Here is a 22,172-nt window from a genome sequence, read left to right on the forward strand (position 1 = left end):
ACAATGTTCATGAATCCATTTAAACTAACTCTCCTGATGTCTCTGGCTGTTTTTAGCCATGAAACTCAAGCGCAAAGTCCAACCAGCGCTGCTTTAAATTTTAATGTTTTTACAAAGGGCGATGCTACACTTAGCAGCCATGAATCGGAGGGGCCCATTGCAATAGGCGGTAACCTCACCACGAATCAATATCAAATCAGCTTTGAGTCAAGGCTTGGAGTATATAAAGTGAAAGATCTCTCCATCGGGCTGGCGGTACGGGGAGGAGTGAAGTTGGGAAGCGGTGCTCTCATGGTAAATGGTAACAACTATGTCAAAATCGGAAACTGCACCCCTTCTGAATCCGGCATCAATCCTCTAAAAGTTTGGTATAAAGATAATAACAACGCCACTTCGACCATTCATATCACCGGATCAGACAAAGGATACAGCTCTGAACCGATGATTAAAATTAATGCTAACGTAGGAACATTTAATCTGAATGCAGATAACATTACTAACCCCGTTTGTGAAAACGTATTTACCCAGGGAGCAAACCCCATTGATATAGAAGGAGCATTCAGTAAGTTTTCTTCAAGATCTGCCCAACTGGCTGGTATGAAAGACAACCTGGCTATTCTGGATCAGAACGGAAAGGAAAACCCCAATAAGCTTATCGGACCATATCTGAAAGCGAGTGATATTCTGAGTAATCCAAAAATTAAAGTAGATCCCAACAAAATAAATGTATTGACGGTATCTGCTGAGGTGTGGCATATTATCTCTAATTCCAATGTGGAAGGAATGCCAAACGGCTATCAGCAGGGAACTACCACATATAATGGTAATTTCGGATTGATCGTAAATATCATTAACTACGACGCATTTGCAGCGAAAGGAGAGGATTTGAGATTCCCACAATTCGGTGGCATTTCTTCAGATAAAGGTGGACTTGTACTTTACAATTTCCCTGATGCAACAGGCACAGTGAAGTTGGCAGGCAATACGGAGATTAACGGGACAATCTTTGCTCCTCATGCTGATCTGACGAAAAAAGGATCAAATAATATCAATGGTCAGGTTATCTCCAAAAGCTTGATCCACAATGGCGGCGAAATCCACTTCTTCCCATTCCTGCCTTCTATCGCTGAGCCGGTCGCGCCAAAACTAACCGTATCCGCAACACCTACCTGTATCAAGGACGTTCCTTACGTATCTTACAACGTAACTGCCAACTTTAACACATCTGGTGAATCGGCCCAAATTGAATGGATCAATGCCAACGGAAAGGTGATCCACACAAACAACAGCCAGCCCCTTTCCGGAACTATCATTTTCCCGGGAGCAGCAGTAGATGCGAATGGTGTTGCAAGTGCATATCCGGGATGGCAACAGGCCAACAGTGGCAAATGGGAACCGATTACTGATATCTTCTCCAGTTTATTGGATCCGGGAGCTACAATTCGGGTAACTGTAGGTACATCTGAAACGGTAAACATTACTTACCCACAGTCAACCACAACCTGCCGTACTTCACCGGCTGTAGCACTCCCGGTTAAGATAACAGGCTTCAATGCTACGAAAGTAAATTGTAATGTTCAGCTTAAATGGAAAGTAACCGAAGCAAGCAATTTCTCACATTTTGTAGTTCAGCGCTCTACGGATTCCAGAACTTTTGCTACGGTTGGCCAGCTTAGCTACACTCCATCGAACAATGATTATATCTACACTGAATCTCCTTTCTCCATTGAGAATTCACCTGCACAAGTTTACTATTACAGATTGGAGCAGGTTGATCTGGACGGGTCAGTAGCATACAGCACTATTCGTAGTGTGGAAGCAGGCCAGTGCGACAACCGTTTGTCAGTTGACTTTTACCCCAATCCGGTAGTAGATCAGGTTTATGTTAAAAGTTATTCAGCCGTAACAAAATTGGAAATCATAACCCTCGCAGGAAGGACTATATTTAGCTCGACACCAGGTCAGGGGCAAAACGAAATCAAGGTAGATGTAACAGGATTTCAGCAAGGCACTTACATCTTCAATGTTACGAATTCGGAAGGTAAGCACTCATCGAAAATTCTTAAAAGGTAGCACTTAATATTGTTGAGTATATTGGAAACCTGCCTGTTGGTTAACGGGCAGGTTTTTTGTTAAACCAACTTCCTGCCTTTCCATTCGTATTGGTTGCTTTGTGCTACCAGGCCAAAAAAACAGACGTAGAATGGATAGAAGATCTGAGTTACAGGTATATACAAAATAGCCTTTTCCTTCTTTAAGAATGAAAGAATGCTACCGAGAAATAGCCACTCTGGTACGATTTTCAGACCGCAAAGGATACAAAATTGGTTAACAGGAATATACCCCGCCAGTACTAGCGCGATACTGATAAGTAAGGAAGCATTACAGGAGAAAACATATAGTGCCAGTAAGAGCGGCGTTTTGCTCTGATAATGTTTCCATTTGCTTGCCCAGCGCTTTCTTTGAAGAAAAAACAATGTCCAGCTTTGGTGCGCCTGCGTCTGCACGATTGCATCCTGTTTTTTAACAAAATGGACTCCGTCCGGAAAATGATGTGCCACTTTGTGCATCAGAAATTCATCATCGCCGGAAGCAATGTGCCGGACGCCATCATAACCATTAACCTTTTTGAAAGCTTCCTTTTCGTAACATAAGTTTGCACCATTACACATCGATGGATTACCAAACGAAATCGAGCTGGCTCCGCTACCAATCAGGCTCGCAAATTCAACGATCTGTAGCTGGTCCGTGAACGATTTCGATTCGCTGAAAGTTACAGGACCACTCATCAGTTTGGCACCCGTTGCCTGATGATAAGAAGCCATTGCAGCCAGCCAGCCTTCCCCCACACGACAATCCCCATCCGTAGTGACAATCAAATTGCCTTTGGCCGAAATCAGAGCTGTTTCAATAGCACGCTTTTTGGGAGAACTTGTCGTTTCGTCAGGTAGTTGTATAAGTCGTATGGAAATCGGTAAATGGGCCGCGCAGCGATCCACAATCGTTGCGGTAGCATCCGTCGAGCTGTCGTCAACAACCAGTACTTCAAACTGAGATTTGGGAAAGCGCTGAATACTTAGGTCATGAAGCAAATTTTCAATATTGGCTTCTTCATTGCGGACAGGAATGATCACCGTGATAAAATCGGTGAACTGTGCAGGATCCGCGCAGGTACGTATTCTGTGCCAAAAATACTTCAGTATTAAAGTAAACAGAAAGTAACTTGCTAAAAGCAGCCACAGAATGATGATCAATCCATTGATGGCATACGACATATTATATGGCATTTAGGGTATAAGATTCTTCCATTTCGATCTCCAGATCAAATAGATTCCTACGAGTATAGGGCCTAACACATTGATAATCCAGACTAGAAAAGTGGCTGTGATGATCTCCTCGGATGGCAAATTATATTGTTGAAAAACAAAAAGTGCAGTAAATTCTCTCAGTCCCAGATCTCCTAACACATTGATGGCAGGTATAAGCGTTTTGGCAAGAAAAATCAGTGTGACACATCCCGCTAGCTGCAATATACTCACCGGGAATTCAAACAGCGAAAGCGCTAAAACAAACTGGCCTAAAAATACCATATACCTTAATGCTCCGAAACCGGTAGCTGAAAGCAAATCGGCAACACTGTATTCGCCAATCACTCTCAAATACGCATGCATTTTTTTCAAATATTCATGTTTAGGATTCCAATCCTTCAGTTTATTTCGAAATAGCATAATAACCCATACCGACACTGTAGTAAATAGCAATAATGCGTTAAGACAGAATGTAGCAGTGCCGGATAGTGCCAGCTTACTGCTTACCAGCAACCATCCTATCGAGCCAGCTAAAACGGATACATAGAACTGAATGCCATTAGATACAATGGCTGCTCCTATTGCGTGAAGTTTATTGTCGGTTTTTAATGCAGCAAGTCTACCAATAGTATCGCCCAGCTGAGCAGGTGCAGCCACCCCGATAGCAAGCCCTGATAAGGTTCCTCTAAAAGCATCCCAAAAACTAAGAACAACGATTCGCCTGGCCAGGCGCTGCCATTTCAGACTTTCCAGAGCCCAGTTTACGGGTACCAATAGCAACATGAATAAGAGCACCGGTGCATTTCCGCTATTCAGTATTTGAATAAATACCAAACCGACGTCTTCAGCCCCTTTCTGCTCATTTTTAAATGTTCTGTATATATAAGAAATAATCAGAATAGTGATCAGCAGCTTCCCCAACCAGAGTAGCTTCTGCCAATTACTTTTTTCTTTTGGATTGTAGACTTGCTTATCTTGCACCATGATTAAAAAGCAGCAAGCCGAATTGCCGGAAAAGGTGATTATAGGTGTAGATCCAGGTACACAAATTATGGGTTATGGCGTCATTTCGATTCAAGGACAGCAAATCACGCTGGTACAATACGGTGTAATTCATTTGAGCAAATATACGACTCACGAACTGAAGTTGAAGAAAATCTTTGAGCGGATATCTCAGTTGCTCACCGATTATCTGCCGGACGAAATGGCGATTGAGGATCCTTTTTATGGTAAAAATCCACAGTCGATGCTAAAGTTGGGCCGGGCTCAGGGAGTTGCTATGGCTGCTGCATTGGCAAGAGATATACCTATAGTGGAATACTCTCCAAAAAAAGTAAAACAGTCGGTAACCGGAAGTGGTAATGCTTCGAAGGAGCAGGTGGCCTATATGTTGGAAAAAATATTAAATATGGAGTTGAGCAAAGAATTTTTCGATGCAACAGACGGAATCGCAATAGCTATATGTCATCACTACCATGCTAACTCGCCCGCGGCAGTTTCATCAGGGAAATCAACCAAAAAATCAAAAAAAGGAGGCTGGGATGCTTTTGTAACTGAAAATCCGGGAAGGATCAAATAATCATTTTCCAGTGCGTCGTGCTGTTAAGGTCTTGGGGTATTTCCCCAAGACCTTTTTGTTGAGATTAAAATAATTTTAATGGTATAAAAGCAATAAAACGTTGAGCAAATCAAACGTTTGTTTACCTAAATCAAACATTCGTTTGATTTATACTTTTTTATCCTGTACGTTTGAACACTGAAACGAAAAGAAAGTAAATTTTGAAGAATTGAGGTAACTATGGAATACAATGCCAAGCAGTTACAAATTATCATGGTAGCGGAAGAATTGTTTTCAAAGAAAGGATTTGAAGGCACTTCGGTAAGAGACATAGCTGAGATGGCCGACGTAAATGTATCTATGATTTCTTATTATTTCGGTTCAAAAGATAAGTTGATTGAGGCCCTGTTCGAATTGCGTATTACTGAATCCCGTCTCCGCATCGAGCATATCCTGCTTTTGGAAGATCTGACTCCTTTGCAAAAGATAAATGTGATGATAGACAGTACAGTGGACAGGCTCATAGATAATCAGCAGTTTCAGAAGATTATGATCAGAGAACAGTTGTCATCTGAGAGAACAACGCTGGTTTCCAAATACATAAGAGACCTTAAAATCAGGAATAGTGAGTTGATGAAAAAGCTGATGACAGAAGGTCAGAAAGCGGGGCATTTCAAAAAAAATATCGATATGAGTCTCTTGTCTATCACATTGTATGGCACTATACACCATGCAATTGCAACACAGGAATACTTCAGGGCACTTAACAATTTAGACGATCTAACCGAAGAGGAATTTCGCAATTCGTTAAAGATGAGAATGAAAAGACACCTCAAGAGTTTATTTAAATCAGCAGTATTCAATGAAAATCACACTTAGTAAAAAGCACGTATTGTATGTACCGGTTGGTATCTTACTCATGCTGTTGTCTAATGCTTCGTTCGGGCAAACAAACCGAAAATTAACTCTGAGTGAAGCCGTTACGCTCAGTGTGCAAAACAGCAAACAGCTACAACTTAGTCAGAAAAATATAGATCTGGCATTGCTGAATATCAAACAGATAAAAGAAAACCAACTTCCATCGCTTAGTTTATCTGCATCGTATCTCCGGCTGAATACTCCAAACATTGATCTTAAAATGAATAGGGGAGCGGATAGTACCAATGGAAGCGGATCAGCTCTTTCTGTACATCAGGCGATGTATGGGATGGTTAGTGCTTCAATGCCGTTATTCTCAGGATTCAGATTCAAATATGGTATAGAATCTGCGAAGTTTCTGGAACAGGCCGTACGACTGGATGTGGAGTTTGAACGTTCATCGATCATAGAGAACACAGTTGCCGCTTACAGTAATTTATACAAATCCCAACAAGCTGTGGCCTTGGTATCGGAAAACCTTCGTCGGGAACAGGAACGTGTGAGTGAGTTTACAAACAGAGAAAAAAACGGATTACTTGCTAGAAATGATTTGATGAAAGCACAGTTACAGGAATCCAATGTTCAACTTGCTCTTTTGAACGCTGAAAATGATCATAAGCTCACGATTATTCATATGAACCTGTTGCTGGGTTTACCTGAAAATACTGTTCTTTCTGCTGATTCAACTATTTTTAACGCTTTAAAGGAAGAAGGTTCGGCAGTTGAGTGGGAACAGAACGCTATGGAGCATCGTAAGGATTTCGCTGCAAACACCATACGGCAAAAGTCGGCGAATGTTGACATTAAGGTAGCAAAGGCGGATCTCTATCCCAGCGTGGCTCTGACGGCGGGTTATGTAGCGTTGAACATTCCCGGAGTTGTGATGATACCTAATGCAATGAACGCAGGTCTGGGAGTTCGCTACGACATAGCATCCTTTTGGAAATCAGGAGCTAAGATCTCGCAGGCTAAAACAAGGGTAGAGCAACTCAGGGTGTCTGAGGGTATACTTTCCGACCGCATTCACCTGGAAGTGAGTACTGCTTATTACAACTATGTACTCGCTAAGAAAAAAATTGAAGTTTATGGCAGGGCGATTGAGCAAGCTGATGAAAATTACAGAATTACAAAAAACAAATTCGAAAACAGTCTGGTAACGACAACAGAATTACTAGATGCAGATGTGGCTCAGCTACAATCAAAAATTAACCTTGAAGCGGCAAAGGCTGATGCCGTAGTAGCATTTAAAAAACTGGAACAGACAGCAGGTTTATTACAATAAGCGAGCTGAACACTTTAAAATACACATTTAAATAAGATGGAAACGGATCAGAAAATGGCTAACCAACCTCAGAAGAAAAATTATTCCTTCATCATCATACTCACCGTCCTGATTATTGGCGGAGGAACCTGGGGATTTATCAAATACAACCATGGGCAGCACCATGAGGAAACCGATGATGCACAGATAGACGCGGATATCAGCCCTGTCATTCCGCGTATATCGGGTTACGTTAGCGAAATAAGGGTGAAGGATAATCAGGCGGTTAAGAAAGGTGATACGCTTCTTGTATTAGACAACAGGGATCAGATCATTAAACTGGAACAGGCACGTGCTGGATTGGCAGGGTCAGAAGGCAGCCTGACTGCTGCTAATGCAACGACAACTGCTTCAGCAGCTTCCGGTATTACCTATCAGGCTAATGTTTCCGTTGTGGCTGCCCAGATCGAGGAAGCGAAAGTGAACGTTTGGAGAGCAAATCAGGATTTTGTACGTTATGAAAATCTAATCAAGGATCGTTCTATTACACAACAGGAATTTGAACAGGCACAGGCTGTTAAACAAAAAGCTGAACGCCAGCTTGCTGTTCTTGAAGCTCAAAAATCTGCCGCAGAGCGTCAGGCGCGTGCAGCAGGTTCACAGACACAGGCTACTTCGCGCCAGACCAGTATTGCAAACGCCAATATCAAAGTTCGTCAGGCAGAAATTGCAAGTGCTGAACTTAATTTGTCCTATACAATCATTACCGCTCCTGCAGACGGATGTGTATCAAAAGTGAATGCGCAGGTCGGACAATTTTTACAGGCAGGACAATCTTTGTTCAGTATCATTTCAACACACAAACCATGGGTGGTGGCTAATTTCAAGGAAACGCAGCTGACCAGAATGAAGCTGGGCCAGAAAGTAAAATTGCATGTAGATGCATATCCTGATCAGGAATACACGGCAACAATTGCTTCATTTTCTCCTGCAACCGGTGCACGTTTCGCCCTCTTACCGCCTGATAATGCGAGTGGAAACTTTGTAAAAGTGGTACAGCGTCTTCCTGTTAGAATTGAGTTTGACGACTCAAATAAACGATCTATAGCTGAACTGCGACCTGGAATGAACGTATTTGTGGATGTGGAACTCGATTGAAAACGATAGTCAGTACACAACATCGCCAGCTATATTGAAAGTGAAGCTGAAACTAATTTCTTGATATGGAAATACACGAATCACTCGTAGAATACGGGTTTAGAAGGGTGATCATCACAATCACCGCGGTTTTATGCGCCCTGCTTGAAATTGTAGATACGACCATTGTTAACGTGGCCCTCAACGATATGCGTGGAAATCTTGGAGGAACACTATCTGAAGTGAGTTGGGTGATTACAGCTTATGCAATCGGAAATGTTATTGTCGTACCAATGACAAGCTGGTTATCTCAGCAATTTGGTCGCCGAAACTACTTTGCAGCGTCTATTGTAATATTTACCGTAGCTTCTTTCTTATGCGGGCAAGCCGATAATATCTGGGAACTGGTATTTTTTAGATTGATCCAGGGCTTCGGTGGTGGGGCACTGCTGGTAACTGCTCAGACGCTGATAACAGAGAGTTATCCTCCTGAGAAACGTGGAATTGCGCAGGCTATTTACGGGTTAGGTGTAATTGTGGGGCCAACATTAGGGCCGCCGCTTGGAGGATATATTGTCGATAATTATAGTTGGCCATATATATTTTACATTAATATACCGCTTGGCGTTATTGCCGCACTTTTAACCATGCAGTTTGTACGCAGTCCAAGATTTGCTCAAAAGCAATCTGCCAGTGAAATTGATTATCTTGGCATTATACTATTGGCTGTCACAGTAGGTTCGTTACAATATGTATTGGAAAAAGGGCAGGAGGAAGATTGGTTTAACGACGAAATAATCACCGTTCTGTCTGTAACAACTGTACTTGGTCTCTTCTTTTTTATCTGGCGTGAGCTTACCTACAAGAATCCTATTGTGAATCTGAGGGTCTTGAAAAATGGAAATTTACGGGTTGGTACAGTCCTTTCTTTTATACTTGGTTTCGGTTTATACGGATCTACGTTCATCATCCCGTTATATACTCAGGCTACACTTGGCTGGACAGCAACCCAATCCGGGATGCTGATGGTACCCGCGGCCATTGTAACGGCAATGATGATGCCCGTTGTGGGGCAACTGCTTCAACGTGGGGTAAAGCAGCAGTATCTTGTGGCGATGGGAATGATATTCTTTTTTATTTACAGTTACTGGGGATATCTGATTCTGACACCAGACACTGGCAAGGACGCATTTTTTAATATGTTAATTGTCAGGGGAATTGGTTTGGGACTTTTATTCGTACCAATCACAACGCTGGCCTTGTCCACTTTGAAAGGGCGTGAAATAGGGGAGGGCGCTGCTTTTACAGGCATGATGCGTCAGTTGGGTGGATCTTTTGGTGTTGCCGTGATTACAACCTTTATCGCTCGTCAGAATATGTTACATCGTAATGATCTGGTTAGCAAACTGGATATTCATAATCCGATAGTTCAGCAACGTGTTGAAGGTTTGAAAAATGGTTTCCTTGCAAAAGGAATGAGCCCGGATATAGCGCTGAAAAGTGGTTATAAAATTCTTGACTTCACGGTGAGCAAGCAGGCACTGGTAATGTCTTACATGGACGTATTTCTCTATCTGGGTATTCTTTTTCTGATCTGCGTTCCTTTTGTGCTGTGGACGAAGAGCGGAAGCAGTAAAGTGGATACATCCTCTGTGCATTAATGTGTGCTTACCCATTGCATCATTAGTGCAGTAAGATAACCTCCATAAGTACCTATGGCATAACCCAAAATGGCAAGAAGTACTCCCACAGTTGCCAGGGACGGGTGGAAAGCAGCGGCGACTACAGATGCGGATGCCGAACCACCTACATTAGCCTGACTACCAACGGCAAGGAAAAAAAATGGGATTTTAAGTAATCTGCAACCTGCGACTAAAATGAGAGCATGAATGAAGATCCAGATTATGCCAATAGCAAAAAGACCGGGGTTGTCGGCAACGGCGCCCAGGTCCATTTGCATACCTATCGTTGCAATCAGTATGTAAAGGAATACAGAGCCAAGTTTTGATGCTCCTACATGTTCCAACTTCCGCAGCGGCGTGGCTGACATGGCAATGCCAAGGAATGTGACTATACCTATCACCCAGAAAAAATTAGAGGTAAGGCTGTATTTTTCAAGAGAAGGATAATTAGCTGACAAATAGGGTGTGATGTGTTCGGCAAGCCAATGAGCGAGCCCGGATGCACCCAGTCCCACAGCGGCCAGATAAATGTAATCCGACATATTCGGGATTTTCATTTTCCCCCTTTGATCCTGCTCTATCTTTTGCTTCACCCGATCAAACTGTTCGTTATTAGCATGCAGCCAGGAATCCAGTTTGGTAGCAATTCCAGCTCCATAGATCAGAAAAGCCATCCACAGTTCAGCTATCAGTACATCCACAGCAACCATTTGGGAAAATAAGCGATCGCTGGGATTGAAAACTTCTTTTAAAGCAGTTTGATTAGCTCCGCCTCCAATCCAGCTTCCGGCAATGGTAGCCAATCCACGCCAAACTGCGTCGTTGCCTTCACCCGCCACAGTCTGAGGATGAATTGTACCCACAATCCACAAGGCAAGCGGCCCTCCGATCATGATGCCAGCTGTGCCTATCAGCATGGCTGTTATTGCCTGTGGACCTAAGTTAATTAGCGATTTCCAATCCATACCTATTGTAAAAAGTACAAGACAAGCAGGAAGGAGGTATCTGGATACCACCGGGGATAATTCTGACGCATTTCCATCAATCACACCGATTGAATTCAGAACACCAGGGATGAAATAGCAAAGCAACAATGGTGGTATAACACCATAGAACTTACGCCAACCCTTAGAAGTAAGTGAGGCTGTATAAAAAATAACCGCCAGGATTACCATAAGTAATCCAAGGACACTGGCGTCATTACTAATCATTGATAGTTATAGAATATGGGAACATTTAGAAGTAATTCACGCATGTACTGCATGTTAAGCCGGCAATATAGACAATAAAAAACGGATACAAATGGCTGAAGGTTGCCTTTGTATCCGGGTAAATCCATATCCTGTCTTTTCAGTGCTGAATTTCAACATCTGTCCGGTTACGGAACAGTCGCCATAGTTTTTCCGCCAGTATTTCAGGTGAATGAGTCGGACTGTATGGTCTTGTAAACCCATTGATAGTAATAGTTCCCACGAAAATCCCATCGTCCTTTAAACGTTTGTTCAGCTGAATGGCAAGGTTCAGTGTAGCTGCCTTTCCAAGCGCAAGAGAGCCATACTGGGGATTAGGATTCTTTGAAAGACCTCCTCCGGTAAGTAAAACTGCTCCGTTACTTTTCTTCAGATCATCATGTAATACCTGTGCACTGTAAAGAGCATGTGCCACGTTCAGCCTGAAATCTTTCAGTAAACTGTCAGGTGTTTCAGTCCATATATCCTTGTTTTTCAACGCCGCAGCATTGTAAAGCAGAACCGATACGCCGCCGAGGCGCGTTTTGAGTTCAGACAGGGCACGTTCAAGTTCCTCTTGGTTTCCGGCGTCAGCAGTGGCATACATAGCCGAAAATCCTTTTGCTATTAGCGCTTCACTCAGCGTTTTCAATTTTTCTTCATTGCGGCTCACCAGCCCTATCTGAAATCCTTCGCGAGCAAACCTTTCTGCTACTCCTGTACTGAATCCCGGACCGGCGCCAACTATTATGATGGAATTACTCATATGAAAATTACTTGTTGAATAAGGATTATTAGAATACAATCTTATTTTTTACGACATATTATTGCGTTAAAAGATTCCCGGTATATCTGATTAAGCAATCATTTTATATTTTAGCAGATCTATGCCCTGCCAGGGTTATTATGAAATATACATCCATATTATGAAAAAATCGGTTATAAATCCAATGCCAATGTTCTTCGACAGATACATCAATCTTATCGATGATGATGTTGATTTGTTTGATGGCTTTGCCCGATTTTCTCCTGACCTGGTTTACGACGACCTGGAGACAATAACTAAATTAGGAACAAGTGTTTATCAGCCGGGTAAATGGACAGTGCCGGATATTCTGCAACACGTTATTGACAATGAACGAATCATGGCATACCGCGCCTTGAGATTTTCAAGAAATGACAAAACGCTTTTGCCTGGTTACGATGAGCAGACGCTGGCTGCCAATACCAATGCTGCAAATCGGACGGTTGTACAACTGATGGAAGAGTTTAACCAAGTAAGGGCTGCTACAATAGCCATGTTTCGCGGAATGAGCGAACCTATGATGCTCAGGTCCGGTGTGGCCTATAAAAGTGAAATATCAGCACTTGCACTGGGTTTTGTTATTCTGGGACATCCTATTCATCATATGACGGTAATCAGGGAACGATACTTTCCTCTCTTAGAGAGTTAACATCAGGTGATTATAAATTTCGTCGAAGTTTATTCTATTAGCAAACGACATAAAAATTAGAATGTTAGCAGAAATTTGTAAAATTTTTTCTACTAAAATTATATATATTTTTACATCGATTGTAAATTAAGTTGTTGATCAGATTATATTTGCATCTTAATATAATGCGACCTGTGTTGTCAATAAGGACCCGACTCTTTAAATATTGGATCAATCTATCTGGTAGTTCTGAACGTTTTCCGCTACATGCTCGGATATTTCACTCAGTACTGCTAATCTCCGTTTTAGGATTGGCCTATAACGTGCCGTTCAACTATTTGGTTGGACTGCGCTCCGTGGCGCTGGCCAGTGCGCTGGTGCTGGTATTGGTCGTCATCCTGTATTACCAATCTCGATTTTGTAACAATACTAAAAACAGTATTTTCCTATCCAATTTCGTAGGTTTAGGACTCTTCACGGTCAATTACTTTCTTAATTCCGGTATTAACGGACCTACAGCACTGTTCTTTTTGCTGTTTCTGCTGATTACCATCGCTATCAATCCTGTTGAGCAGAACAAGATATGGGTACCTATTAATGTGCTCATCGTTATCGGACTGTACATTTTCGAATACCTGAATCCCACATATATCCCGGATACGTATGATGATCGTTTCATTAAGTTTGTGGATGAAATCTCCGCATATATTGTTATCGCGATTCTCGCATTTTTTTGTGCCGATTACATTCGCAGAGCGTATGAAAATGAGAAACAATTAACCATTGATAAGTCCAGATCAATAGAAGATAAAAATCTGCAGATCATCATGCAGAATAAGGAACTGGAGAGACTCAATGCACAAAAAAACAAGCTGATGACCATCGTCGCACATGACCTGCGATCACCACTGGCTAATATTCAAAATTATCTGGAGCTTTTGTCAGGATTAGACCTGGAAGAATCTCAGCGGGTTGAGATTAAGAAGGATCTGTTAAGCTCAACAAAGGAAACCTTATCTATGCTCGCCAAGTTATTGGCATGGTCCAAATCACAAGCACACGGTCTCGTTGTAAGCAGTGAAAATATGCGTTTGGATGAGCTACTGGAAAGTACCTTATTATTGGAAAGGGCAGCTGCTGCTCAAAAAAGAATTACCCTGGACTATCATTTTCCCCAAGACCATACCATATACGGCGACAGAGAAATGATGCAATTGGTAGTCAGGAATTTCGTAGGAAACGCCATTAAGTTCACACCGGCCGAAGGGAAAATAACTGTTCAGTCGATACGACGGAATGATGACTGTATCATTACCATTCAGGATACGGGCATTGGCATATCGCCACAAAGGCAGGATGAACTCTTTTCACTCAACGCCAAGTCGACTTTTGGAACCGGAGGTGAAAAAGGAGTAGGGTTAGGCCTTTTACTATGTCATGAATATGTGACTGCTCAAAATGGAAGTATATGGTTTGACAGCGTTCAGGGCAAAGGTACCTGTTTTTATATAGCTATGCCATGTGGCTTACAAGTACCTTCACATGCCTGATACCGTTTACATCAACTTAATTTCTTTCTCCCTAAATTTTTGAAATACATTCTCCAGAAAATAACTTCTGAAATCAGCTTCGGCATAGACATCATTAACCCACACCAAAGTTTTTATTTCAATGTTATCCGCTCCCAACGAACTGAATAGAATTTGTTTTGGAGCTTTCTTTACAATTCCTTCGCCTTTTTCCACAATTTCATGAATCAGTTTTTTGACAGTTTCGATATTACTGTCAGCATGAACTTTTAATATTAATTCTATCTTCAGACGAGCATTGTGCGTGGAGTAATTTACCAAACGTCCGGAAAGCAGGTCTCCGTTAGGGATAATAACTCTGGAGCCCTGCTGAGTAAGCATTTTGCTGGATCTTATTCCAATTTCAAGCACCTTACCTTTTTTATCAGCCAGTTCAATAAAATCACCTATACCAAAAGGCTTTTCAAAAATCAGAATAATGCCGGATACGAAGTTATTAATGATGTTCTGGAGGCCAAGACCAATACCTACTCCCAGTGCTCCTAATAACACGGTTATCTTGTCAAGAGGGACGCCAGACACCGTAACCGCAAACAGAAAACCTAGTACAAAAATGACCAAACGCAAAAGGGATAACTTAGTGCTCGTTTGAATTCTGTTACCGGAAAAATCGACATCCTCTTCCCCGAAAAACAGGCCTATGTTTTTCTGGATCAAGTTGGCCAGCCAAATGATTACAGAGAAGAAAAGCACATTCTCAAATGAAAACTTAAGACTCCCCAGCGCTCTCTCTTTCTCTAATATATTGCTCAAAAAACGACCGACCGGACCCAGTAAATTGAGATTGATCAAAAACACCACTACCCAAACCCAAATGGACAGGAACGTGAGTACCTGCTTGAATGTGTGCCTGCTTTTATTGATGTTCATTCTTGCAAACAGTCTTCCGGAAGCCGCGCTGACTTTCATATGAAGTTCCATAGCCTCGCTCAGTACCTGAATAAAAGCAGCAAGACTCAGTAATTGTATCACGCTGCTTATTCCTGTTATTCCAAACGCTTTTGCTAGGCTTAGCCGACCAAACACATTCAGGATGATTGATAAAGCTGCGACGACAATATGTATAATTATGGCTGGCTTAATGAAGGTAGAATGAATGCCGGTTACATCACTTTTGCGGTAAAACCTGGCCGCGATGTAAATGGAAAAGCCGTTAAGAAGTATCAATGCGATTCTCAGAACAAAGCTTTCATTGACAACCAAGTTGAGTGCCACAATGCCAACATATAAGCACAAAAGAACAAACCACCAACGCATTTTGGATTTGTCAAATGTAGAATAAAAAAGAAATGACAATGTGACCAGAAGTAATAACTGGTTTAGCTCTATATATATAGAGGGCGAGTCGGGTTCGAATAAGGGGGTAAGATTAAAAAGAACAACCAGCGTTGCCAATATTGGTACCCGCCTAAGGAATTGCGGTTTAAATTCTGTGGAGAGTTGCTTCAGCTTGGGTTTGTTAAGTAACCGAAAATTCACAAAAACCCAGGCAAAAAAGCCAGCGGCCATCAACAGCAATATGAATCTGTTGTCCCAGGTGGAATTGAAAAAATAACGTAGAATGCGGTTTTGACCCGCATAGGAGGATTGTACCATTTTAGCCATTGTCTGAGACTTGTCAACAATAGGTGCTTTCCAGAGATAGCTCGCCTCCTTATCCAGTACATTTTTGTCAAGATCCTTCAGGTAATTATCAATGGTGGACTGTAGATCAGTAGCAGAAAAGTAAACAGCCGAAACGTCTGCCAATAAACGGCTGACTGAGTCGAGGTGGGCTACAGTAACTTCTCCGGTATTTTGAAGTCTATCCTTCAGCTCTCCGATCTGGCGGGCGTACAGTTGCCTTTGTGTCGTGTCGTTATCTTCAAGTGTAAGCAGTGAGTCGCTTGAAAAGGCGATGATGTTCTCCGACCTTTGCTGCAATTCAGAATTGTATTTGGTAAGTGTATTCCGAATCTGCCCGCTGCTTTTTTGAATATCAGTGAGCATAATGCGAAAGTTAACCAAATCCTTTGAAGCGGGCAGGGGACTCTTAACCTGCAAGGCTGTTTCCACTTCAGCCAGACTGGTCTGAATTTTATTTAGTTCCTGCTTTATCTTAGCAGTCCCATAACCGCGCCGGTTGGCTGCATTGATTTCAGTAATCTCTGACTGCACCTTCTCAATCCGAAAAAGCAATGTATCAGGAATGATTTTGATTGGAACTTTTTGAGTCGAATCCTGCTGTGGTGAAGCACTTAATTCTGAAAAAAAAATGTTGCTCCCTGTGAATGCAATGAATAGTAGTATTGTAAGATGGCGAACCGAACTTTGTCTCATATAATCTGAATTGGCGTCCTTCGTCGGCCAAAAAAATAATGCCATAGTAAGCTCTGGCACGGAAGATCCGCCATCATGGATAAAGCTGACCACGCAGTATACGGCGGATTAAAATCTACAACTTTTTGAAAATCAATGGGCTCGACTATCAGCTGAAACAGAAAACGGGTTGATAAGTTATCTAAAATAAGGCATTCAGGTTCCTCATGCAGGATTATCAACAATCCAGACTATTGTGTTTGCGCTCTGGAATACATTTTTAACATGAACGCCTGTAATCACCAACACTAAAAACAGATATCATGAAAACATTAGCATCTATTATAGCCGCTGCCTGCATTTGCACAGCAGTACAGGCACAAACCACATCCCCTACTACTCAACAGCCTACAAGTCAGCCGGTGCCAGCTACGCAACCAACTCCAACATCACCCACTACGACCCCGGTATCGCCACAGCAGGAGCCCGTTTATCGGCCTAGCGAATTAACAACATCGCCCAATATGCCGAAAACAGGGAATCCAAGTGAGGATACACTTATCCGTGGTCAACAGAAGATGAGAGGTACGGATACGATGCAGGGTGAACAAAGAAATAAAAAAGGCAAAATGAAAAAAAATAAGAAAATGGGAACGTCAGAAGGTACTGATACAACCTCTACCAGTTCCAGAAGAGAAAATTAGACTTCCTTACACAGAAGAGGCCGCTTCCTGAATAGACAGGGAGCGGCCTCTGATATTAAATTGAAGCGTGAAGCGGTTAGTTAACCTTTACAAAACGTAGTTTTGATGTTTCACCATTATGGGAAATTTTCATAAAGTAATTTCCTTCATACAATCTGCTGACACCAACGCGGTGTACATTCTTACCTTCAATAATCTGTATTTTTGAAGACTGCACCCTAACACCTGAAATATTGTAGATTTCCAGATCAGCGTTTCCTGATGTACGCGATGAGAATTGTACATCCACGTAATCTTTGGCAGGATTGGGTGCTACGATGGTTCCGGAAATGGAAGCGGAAGTTACTGCGATAATGTTACTTCTGGTGAATGTGCCATCCAAATCAATTTGTTTCAGTTGATAATAGTTGGTTCCCAGATTAGGAGCTTTATCAGTGAAGGTATACGCCCCTGTCTTTTTATCAGTTAATGAAATTTCACCAATTACTTCAGAATGCTGTGCTTTACTGTCTAAACGAAGTACTTCAAATCCTGCGCCATCTTTTTCACTTACTACATCCCATGATAATTCAACTCCCTGCTCTACTGACTTCCCTTTGAAATTAGCAATATGGATAGGTAAAGCACCTAATTGGAATGTCGATCTTGTTACATTCGACCTGCAAGACCCTCCGGATATTTCAAGCGTATATTGACCATCTATCAGAGTATTGTAATTGACAACCGGTGTGTTGCTCGTTGGTCTTACGCGACTTTCTGCTACAGTCTGCGCTCCTCGCTTCAATTTCCAGTCAATGGCAAATACATCTTCACCATCAAATCTGAACGCAAGACTGCTATGGCTGTAATTCACTACACTTTCCAAAGCAGGGCCTAATTTACAAGCGGCGCGACTGTCATTACCGTTGACCACAAATGCTGCGGTTACAGGTGCCGGTGCAATACAGTCTTTCGCTGTAAGTTCAAAAGTATAATTTCCTGCAGGTAGTGCAATAGCAATGTTGGTAGATTTAGAAGAAAGTCTTCCTGTTTCTCCAGCTTCAAATTCCTGGCCGGTTGCATTTAGGATTCTCCAGGAAAACTGCTGCAAGTTTGATCCTTCATAATTAATAGTAGCAGTAGTAGAAGTAACATTGGTTATACCAGTGATTCTTGGTCCGTCAGTACAAGCAGGAAGCTGAGGTTGTACAATGCTGAAATCTCTTCTGACAGGAGATGAAGAACAGTTATTTCCTTCTATTTCCAATCTGTAATTTCCATAAGGCTGGCTACCAAATGATATGTTCGAAGTAGACGAGTTGGCGACGCCTGATGCCAATTCAGCATTATCTGAGGCACGTCGCAATCTCCATTTTACAGAAGCTACTCCATCACCTCCAAATGTAAACGTAAGACCAGTCTGTGATGTGGACGTGATATTTGTAATGGTTGGTGTACAGGAAGGAACCACTGCATCAGGATATACAGGAATCCCATTGTAGAAACAACCAACGAAATACTTAAACTCTTTTAGGCCAGGATTGTCGTACATGTAACTACCATTTTCGCCTTTAACTGTCGCATCAAGAAGCCCATCACTGTATCCGTCATAATTGGGGATATTTGTGTTCGACTGGTCGTGTAACCATAAATTATTATTATCCCTCCAAACAACAGGTCTCAGTATACCTAATTCCCAGTTGATGCGTGCGAACTGGTAGGTGCGAACGTTATCACCTCCGATGTAAACTCCTAAAGGCATCTTGTCTTTAATGAGTTTGCCATTACAATAAATACCTTCGCTAGTGACGTCACCAAGAAATTTTTCAACTGCTGTACTCGGGTCCCTGTTATTGATACATTTTTTAAACATGGCATCGTTTGCATCGCTATAGGGGAACGGAGTGCCGTGAGCGTGAAAAAGGTGATCACGGTTGCTGGCAATCTGCCCGCCTATTCTGATATAGATTCTTCCTTCAATTATTGCAGTTTCCAGTCGCTCTCTATCGTTGTTTGTTCCAAGGAACTGTCCGTCTGTCCACGTATATCCGCCACATGTCACCGTAGTTGCCAGGGCTTCTGCGGTTCTCGCATTAGGTTCAGCGATTGTGAAAGACTGTGCTGCGGCAGCATATGGATTTGTAATAGTAACAGACTGAGCAAGCGGACTGAGAATACTTGTCGAATCAATTTTCTCTGTCATGCCCAGATGCAATGCATTGGCATTCAAAGACAACATAGCCATAGACCCGATCATCCCCCCGGTGAAGGCCAGTTTTTGTAGAAATTTCATAAATAGTAGAAAATTTGTTAATAATTCAGTAATTAATGATTAGAAATAATTTTGCTGAAACGTAATTATCCGCAGCGATGCGAACATCGCGACAAGATCATTAAAGCTGGAACGATAGCTGGGAGGAGATTCAGTAGTTAACTGACAAACGTGTTCAGGAATATTAAAGCAAAGAATTGATGTAACGGGTCACATTATATTCACGTGCTATTCCATCCACTAGAACATCGTTGAGTGCGAATGTAGCAAACATTCTACTGTAATTCATAAATTCGTACGTAAATTTTTGTAATTATTTTCTATACAATTCGATATACGCAGTTTGGTAACGTGCTTCATATTTTTCTGATTAGTCCGGCGTTTTAAAAAAGTTCGTTTTTCTCAGACGCCTGCTGACATACTGTTGTCACCTGTCCTGCTTTAATTTGTTTAGTTAAATTTTAAACTGTTAAAATAAAATCTAAATGGAAAATCGAACTGTGTCTGACAAAGAGGTAGTCATTTCACCAGAGATCATGAATCTGGATACATTGATGGAGTACTGGCAGGGACATCGCCGCCTGACGAGAAAGGTAATTGAAAGTTTCCCTGAGGATCAGTTCTATACTTTTTCGATAGGTGGCATGCGCACCTGCGCTGATCTGACCATGGAGTTGATTGGCCTTACATCTCCCGGAATAAATGGGATCGTATTCGGTAACTGGGTTTCGCCATTGGATTCCGGACTGGATTACAGCACGGCTGCACCTGCTACGAAGCAGGAAATATTAGCTATGTGGGATAAGGTAACAGAACAAATGGCTGAAAGCTGGAAGCAGATGACTGTAGAAAGGACAGCAGCAACGGAAGCAGCTTTTGGCATGTATGAAGATATTGTGATCAATTCGATCCTGTACCTTATTGACAATGAAATTCATCACAGAGGTCAGGCGTATGTATACATGCGTGCCTTAGGGCATGAACCCCCTGGATTCTGGGATAGAGCCTGATGTAAAATGCCTGTGAGAAACTCGATTCTCACAGGCATTTTTTATGGTCGGTTTTTCCTGCTTCTGGTTGTATCAACACCAATCGGATCGCCCGTTCTGCTGATCTTCTTTTTCTTACGCATCTTGGATTCGTTCCGTTTGTCCGGCTCACGACCAGTACTGCTGCGACCATCCATCGTACCAGTAGTGCTGATTGTGCCATTGTCGTTCAGTATAGGACCCGTTTCCTTATTAATCGTATCCTTAATTACATCCTGAACATTTGTACCCGTAGTAGTACGTTTTACCTTCTTTTTATAGTAGATCGTATCCTGTGCCTGAGCCATCCCTAGTATAGGAATGCCCGACAAACCAGCAATCAGTAGTATTTTTGTAAGCTTTTTCATGGTCATCTATATTTTATCATCAAACTTTCAATAATGATGCCAGGAATACCGACTCCTTTACTTATGATTGGAATTTTCGATCTGAGTTACCTTACCAAGTCGTCTTAAATGGCGCTCCTCGTGCGTAAACCGAGCGCTTAAAAATGCTGATATTAATTCCTGAGCCGCCATAACTCCTGTCACCCTGCCTCCCAGACAAAGCATATTCAGATCATCATCTTCAACACCCTGGTGAGCAGAAAAATGATCGTTAATAAGTGCAGCGCGCACGCCATGTACTTTATTCGCAGCAACAGAAGCCCCAACGCCACTTCCGCATACTGCAATTCCACGATCCACATCACCTTCAGCAATTGCCTTAGCCAGGGGAATTACAAAATCGGGATAGTCGTCTGAACTATTTAGCTCGTAAGCTCCGAAGTCTTGAATGGTATAACCTTTTGAAACAAGAAAATCACGAAGGGCTACTTTTAAATCATATCCACCATGATCGGCTGCTATTCCTATTTTCATAATATGTCTTTGTTTTGATGTAATGTAAAATTGAAAGCGTTATAGTACGCAGTTTCGTTTATTAAATTAAGTTTTTATCTTTTACTTTGCCCCATGAAAATAGGTTATATTCTTCTCGTAACCCTCGTAATGGGTTGTTCAAGCTCCAGACAGTCTGGTAACCATGCGTCAGATCATAATATCACAACACATGGAAAACTTTTCGCCTCTTTATTCCAACAAAGGTCCGGGGAATATCGTGCGCTCTGTTTCCAGGCGTATAATCTTGCACAGCTCCGGCTGGACCAGGCTCTGGCCGAATCTCATGGTAAGCCTTTGGCCATTGTTACGGATATAGATGAAACAGTTCTGGACAATAGCCCATACGATGTGAAACAGTCTTTGGCAGGCAGGGATTATGAACAAAAATCGTGGGAAGAATGGACTGCCATGGCCAAGGCTGATACCATTCCGGGTGCATTATCCTTTTTTAAATATGCCGCTTCCAAAGGTGTACGTATATTTTATCTGACCAATCGGGCGGAAAGTGAGCGGACAGGCACACTGGAAAATTTGAAAACCAAAGGCTTTCCAGACGCCGTTACAGAGCAATTGATATTAAAGTCTGATATATCTTCTAAAGAAATACGTCGTCAGTCCATCGCAGAAAAATATGAAATAGCTCTTTTTATAGGCGACAATCTGGGAGACTTTAGCCAATTATTCGATAAAAAACCGGAAACACAGCGTAATAACAATGTAGCGACTCTGGCCGGCGAATTTGGCAAAAAATTCATAGTGTTGCCTAATCCGGTTTACGGAGATTGGGAAAACACGCTCTACCAATTCAGGTATGACCTTACCAAAGCACAGAAAGATTCTGTGATCAGAGGTTTGCTTAAAAGCTATTAAACGA

The 22,172-nt window shown here is 42.1% G+C and carries 19 protein-coding genes; 11 read left to right on the top strand and 8 right to left on the bottom strand.

Annotated elements, in window-relative coordinates:
• The first annotated feature begins 9 nt into the window (after positions 1–9).
• Complete coding sequence (locus AC1XUE_RS01445; RefSeq protein WP_483354150.1) at positions 10–2,073, top strand: choice-of-anchor A family protein; 2,064 nt, start codon at positions 10–12, stop codon at positions 2,071–2,073.
• Positions 2,074–2,132: 59 nt separating this feature from the next.
• On the opposite strand, the gene AC1XUE_RS01450 is transcribed toward AC1XUE_RS01445, so the two are convergent.
• Together AC1XUE_RS01450 and AC1XUE_RS01455 are read right to left on the bottom strand one after the other, a co-directional pair.
• Positions 2,133–3,275 (bottom strand): glycosyltransferase family 2 protein, encoded by a 1,143-nt coding sequence (locus AC1XUE_RS01450; RefSeq protein ID WP_483354151.1) that lies wholly within the window; start codon positions 3,273–3,275, stop codon positions 2,133–2,135.
• 12 nt (positions 3,276–3,287) lie between these two features.
• Positions 3,288–4,292, bottom strand: coding sequence for a lysylphosphatidylglycerol synthase domain-containing protein (locus AC1XUE_RS01455; protein ID WP_483354152.1), 1,005 nt, complete (start codon positions 4,290–4,292; stop codon positions 3,288–3,290).
• Here AC1XUE_RS01455 and ruvC point away from each other — a divergent pair.
• The 5 genes from ruvC (at position 4,291) to AC1XUE_RS01480 (ending at position 9,843) form a co-directional block, all read left to right on the top strand.
• Entirely contained in the window at positions 4,291–4,887 is a 597-nt protein-coding gene (gene ruvC, locus AC1XUE_RS01460) for a crossover junction endodeoxyribonuclease RuvC (protein WP_483354153.1), read from the top strand. The two genes, AC1XUE_RS01455 and ruvC, sit on opposite strands and share 2 nt — an antisense overlap.
• A gap of 219 nt (positions 4,888–5,106) precedes the next feature.
• On the top strand, positions 5,107–5,745 hold the full coding sequence (locus AC1XUE_RS01465) for a TetR/AcrR family transcriptional regulator (protein ID WP_483354154.1): 639 nt from the start codon (positions 5,107–5,109) through the stop codon (positions 5,743–5,745).
• Positions 5,729–7,066 carry a TolC family protein gene (locus AC1XUE_RS01470; protein ID WP_483354155.1) on the top strand — a complete coding sequence of 446 codons (1,338 nt, stop codon included), beginning with the start codon at positions 5,729–5,731 and terminating at the stop codon, positions 7,064–7,066. Before AC1XUE_RS01465 ends, AC1XUE_RS01470 begins: the two co-directional genes overlap by 17 nt.
• Positions 7,067–7,102: 36 nt before the next feature.
• Positions 7,103–8,203: an HlyD family secretion protein gene (locus AC1XUE_RS01475; protein WP_483354156.1), complete on the top strand. Its 1,101-nt coding sequence runs from the start codon at positions 7,103–7,105 to the stop codon at positions 8,201–8,203.
• A gap of 65 nt (positions 8,204–8,268) precedes the next feature.
• Positions 8,269–9,843 (top strand): DHA2 family efflux MFS transporter permease subunit, encoded by a 1,575-nt coding sequence (locus AC1XUE_RS01480; protein WP_483354157.1) that lies wholly within the window; start codon positions 8,269–8,271, stop codon positions 9,841–9,843.
• Here the strand turns inward: AC1XUE_RS01480 and AC1XUE_RS01485 are convergent.
• Positions 9,840–11,075: a DUF819 family protein gene (locus AC1XUE_RS01485; protein WP_483354158.1), complete on the bottom strand. Its 1,236-nt coding sequence runs from the start codon at positions 11,073–11,075 to the stop codon at positions 9,840–9,842. The two genes, AC1XUE_RS01480 and AC1XUE_RS01485, sit on opposite strands and share 4 nt — an antisense overlap.
• Before the next feature lie 139 nt (positions 11,076–11,214).
• Positions 11,215–11,859 (bottom strand): SDR family NAD(P)-dependent oxidoreductase, encoded by a 645-nt coding sequence (locus AC1XUE_RS01490; RefSeq protein WP_483354159.1) that lies wholly within the window; start codon positions 11,857–11,859, stop codon positions 11,215–11,217.
• A 160-nt stretch (positions 11,860–12,019) separates the two neighbouring features.
• Here AC1XUE_RS01490 and AC1XUE_RS01495 point away from each other — a divergent pair, with 160 nt between their 5' ends.
• Positions 12,020–12,547, top strand: coding sequence for a DinB family protein (locus AC1XUE_RS01495; protein WP_483354160.1), 528 nt, complete (start codon positions 12,020–12,022; stop codon positions 12,545–12,547).
• A 302-nt stretch (positions 12,548–12,849) separates the two neighbouring features.
• Positions 12,850–14,076: a sensor histidine kinase gene (locus AC1XUE_RS01500; RefSeq protein ID WP_483354161.1), complete on the top strand. Its 1,227-nt coding sequence runs from the start codon at positions 12,850–12,852 to the stop codon at positions 14,074–14,076.
• Positions 14,077–14,082: 6 nt separating this feature from the next.
• Here the strand turns inward: AC1XUE_RS01500 and AC1XUE_RS01505 are convergent, their stop codons facing one another.
• Entirely contained in the window at positions 14,083–16,479 is a 2,397-nt protein-coding gene (locus AC1XUE_RS01505; RefSeq protein WP_483354162.1) for a mechanosensitive ion channel family protein, read from the bottom strand.
• Positions 16,480–16,736: 257 nt separating this feature from the next.
• Between AC1XUE_RS01505 and AC1XUE_RS01510 the strand changes: the two genes are divergently transcribed.
• Complete coding sequence (locus AC1XUE_RS01510) at positions 16,737–17,117, top strand: hypothetical protein (protein WP_483354163.1); 381 nt, start codon at positions 16,737–16,739, stop codon at positions 17,115–17,117.
• Between the two features lie 76 nt (positions 17,118–17,193).
• On the opposite strand, the gene AC1XUE_RS01515 is transcribed toward AC1XUE_RS01510, so the two are convergent.
• A complete protein-coding gene (locus AC1XUE_RS01515) occupies positions 17,194–19,389 on the bottom strand; it encodes a T9SS type A sorting domain-containing protein (protein WP_483354164.1) in 2,196 nt (731 codons plus the stop codon).
• Between the two features lie 464 nt (positions 19,390–19,853).
• Between AC1XUE_RS01515 and AC1XUE_RS01520 the strand changes: the two genes are divergently transcribed.
• Positions 19,854–20,378, top strand: coding sequence for a DinB family protein (locus AC1XUE_RS01520; protein ID WP_483354165.1), 525 nt, complete (start codon positions 19,854–19,856; stop codon positions 20,376–20,378).
• Between the two features lie 41 nt (positions 20,379–20,419).
• Here AC1XUE_RS01520 and AC1XUE_RS01525 read toward each other — a convergent pair whose 3' ends face one another.
• Both AC1XUE_RS01525 and AC1XUE_RS01530 read right to left on the bottom strand, forming a co-directional pair.
• The gene (locus AC1XUE_RS01525; protein WP_483354166.1) at positions 20,420–20,764 is read right to left on the bottom strand and encodes a hypothetical protein; all 345 of its coding nucleotides are present in this window, start codon (positions 20,762–20,764) and stop codon (positions 20,420–20,422) included.
• A 57-nt stretch (positions 20,765–20,821) separates the two neighbouring features.
• Positions 20,822–21,277: an RpiB/LacA/LacB family sugar-phosphate isomerase gene (locus AC1XUE_RS01530; protein ID WP_483354167.1), complete on the bottom strand. Its 456-nt coding sequence runs from the start codon at positions 21,275–21,277 to the stop codon at positions 20,822–20,824.
• Positions 21,278–21,370: 93 nt separating this feature from the next.
• Between AC1XUE_RS01530 and AC1XUE_RS01535 the strand changes: the two genes are divergently transcribed.
• Entirely contained in the window at positions 21,371–22,168 is a 798-nt protein-coding gene (locus tag AC1XUE_RS01535; RefSeq protein ID WP_483354168.1) for a 5'-nucleotidase, lipoprotein e(P4) family, read from the top strand.
• The last annotated feature ends 4 nt before the right edge of the window (positions 22,169–22,172 follow it).

This window comes from Dyadobacter sp. HNCC25DJ187 (assembly GCF_056895255.1).

Coding starts and splice junctions, on each gene's coding strand:
- AC1XUE_RS01505 (WP_483354162.1), bottom strand. CDS start 16,479: ATGGCATTATTTTTTTGGCCGACGAAGGACGCCAATTCAGATTATATG.
- AC1XUE_RS01530 (WP_483354167.1), bottom strand. CDS start 21,277: ATGAAAATAGGAATAGCAGCCGATCATGGTGGATATGATTTAAAAGTA.
- AC1XUE_RS01525 (WP_483354166.1), bottom strand. CDS start 20,764: ATGAAAAAGCTTACAAAAATACTACTGATTGCTGGTTTGTCGGGCATT.
- AC1XUE_RS01470 (WP_483354155.1), top strand. CDS start 5,729: ATGAAAATCACACTTAGTAAAAAGCACGTATTGTATGTACCGGTTGGT.
- AC1XUE_RS01515 (WP_483354164.1), bottom strand. CDS start 19,389: ATGAAATTTCTACAAAAACTGGCCTTCACCGGGGGGATGATCGGGTCT.
- AC1XUE_RS01490 (WP_483354159.1), bottom strand. CDS start 11,859: ATGAGTAATTCCATCATAATAGTTGGCGCCGGTCCGGGATTCAGTACA.
- AC1XUE_RS01455 (WP_483354152.1), bottom strand. CDS start 4,292: ATGGTGCAAGATAAGCAAGTCTACAATCCAAAAGAAAAAAGTAATTGG.
- AC1XUE_RS01495 (WP_483354160.1), top strand. CDS start 12,020: ATGAAAAAATCGGTTATAAATCCAATGCCAATGTTCTTCGACAGATAC.
- ruvC (WP_483354153.1), top strand. CDS start 4,291: ATGATTAAAAAGCAGCAAGCCGAATTGCCGGAAAAGGTGATTATAGGT.
- AC1XUE_RS01480 (WP_483354157.1), top strand. CDS start 8,269: ATGGAAATACACGAATCACTCGTAGAATACGGGTTTAGAAGGGTGATC.
- AC1XUE_RS01535 (WP_483354168.1), top strand. CDS start 21,371: ATGAAAATAGGTTATATTCTTCTCGTAACCCTCGTAATGGGTTGTTCA.
- AC1XUE_RS01445 (WP_483354150.1), top strand. CDS start 10: ATGAATCCATTTAAACTAACTCTCCTGATGTCTCTGGCTGTTTTTAGC.
- AC1XUE_RS01485 (WP_483354158.1), bottom strand. CDS start 11,075: ATGATTAGTAATGACGCCAGTGTCCTTGGATTACTTATGGTAATCCTG.
- AC1XUE_RS01465 (WP_483354154.1), top strand. CDS start 5,107: ATGGAATACAATGCCAAGCAGTTACAAATTATCATGGTAGCGGAAGAA.
- AC1XUE_RS01520 (WP_483354165.1), top strand. CDS start 19,854: ATGGAAAATCGAACTGTGTCTGACAAAGAGGTAGTCATTTCACCAGAG.
- AC1XUE_RS01475 (WP_483354156.1), top strand. CDS start 7,103: ATGGAAACGGATCAGAAAATGGCTAACCAACCTCAGAAGAAAAATTAT.
- AC1XUE_RS01510 (WP_483354163.1), top strand. CDS start 16,737: ATGAAAACATTAGCATCTATTATAGCCGCTGCCTGCATTTGCACAGCA.
- AC1XUE_RS01450 (WP_483354151.1), bottom strand. CDS start 3,275: ATGTCGTATGCCATCAATGGATTGATCATCATTCTGTGGCTGCTTTTA.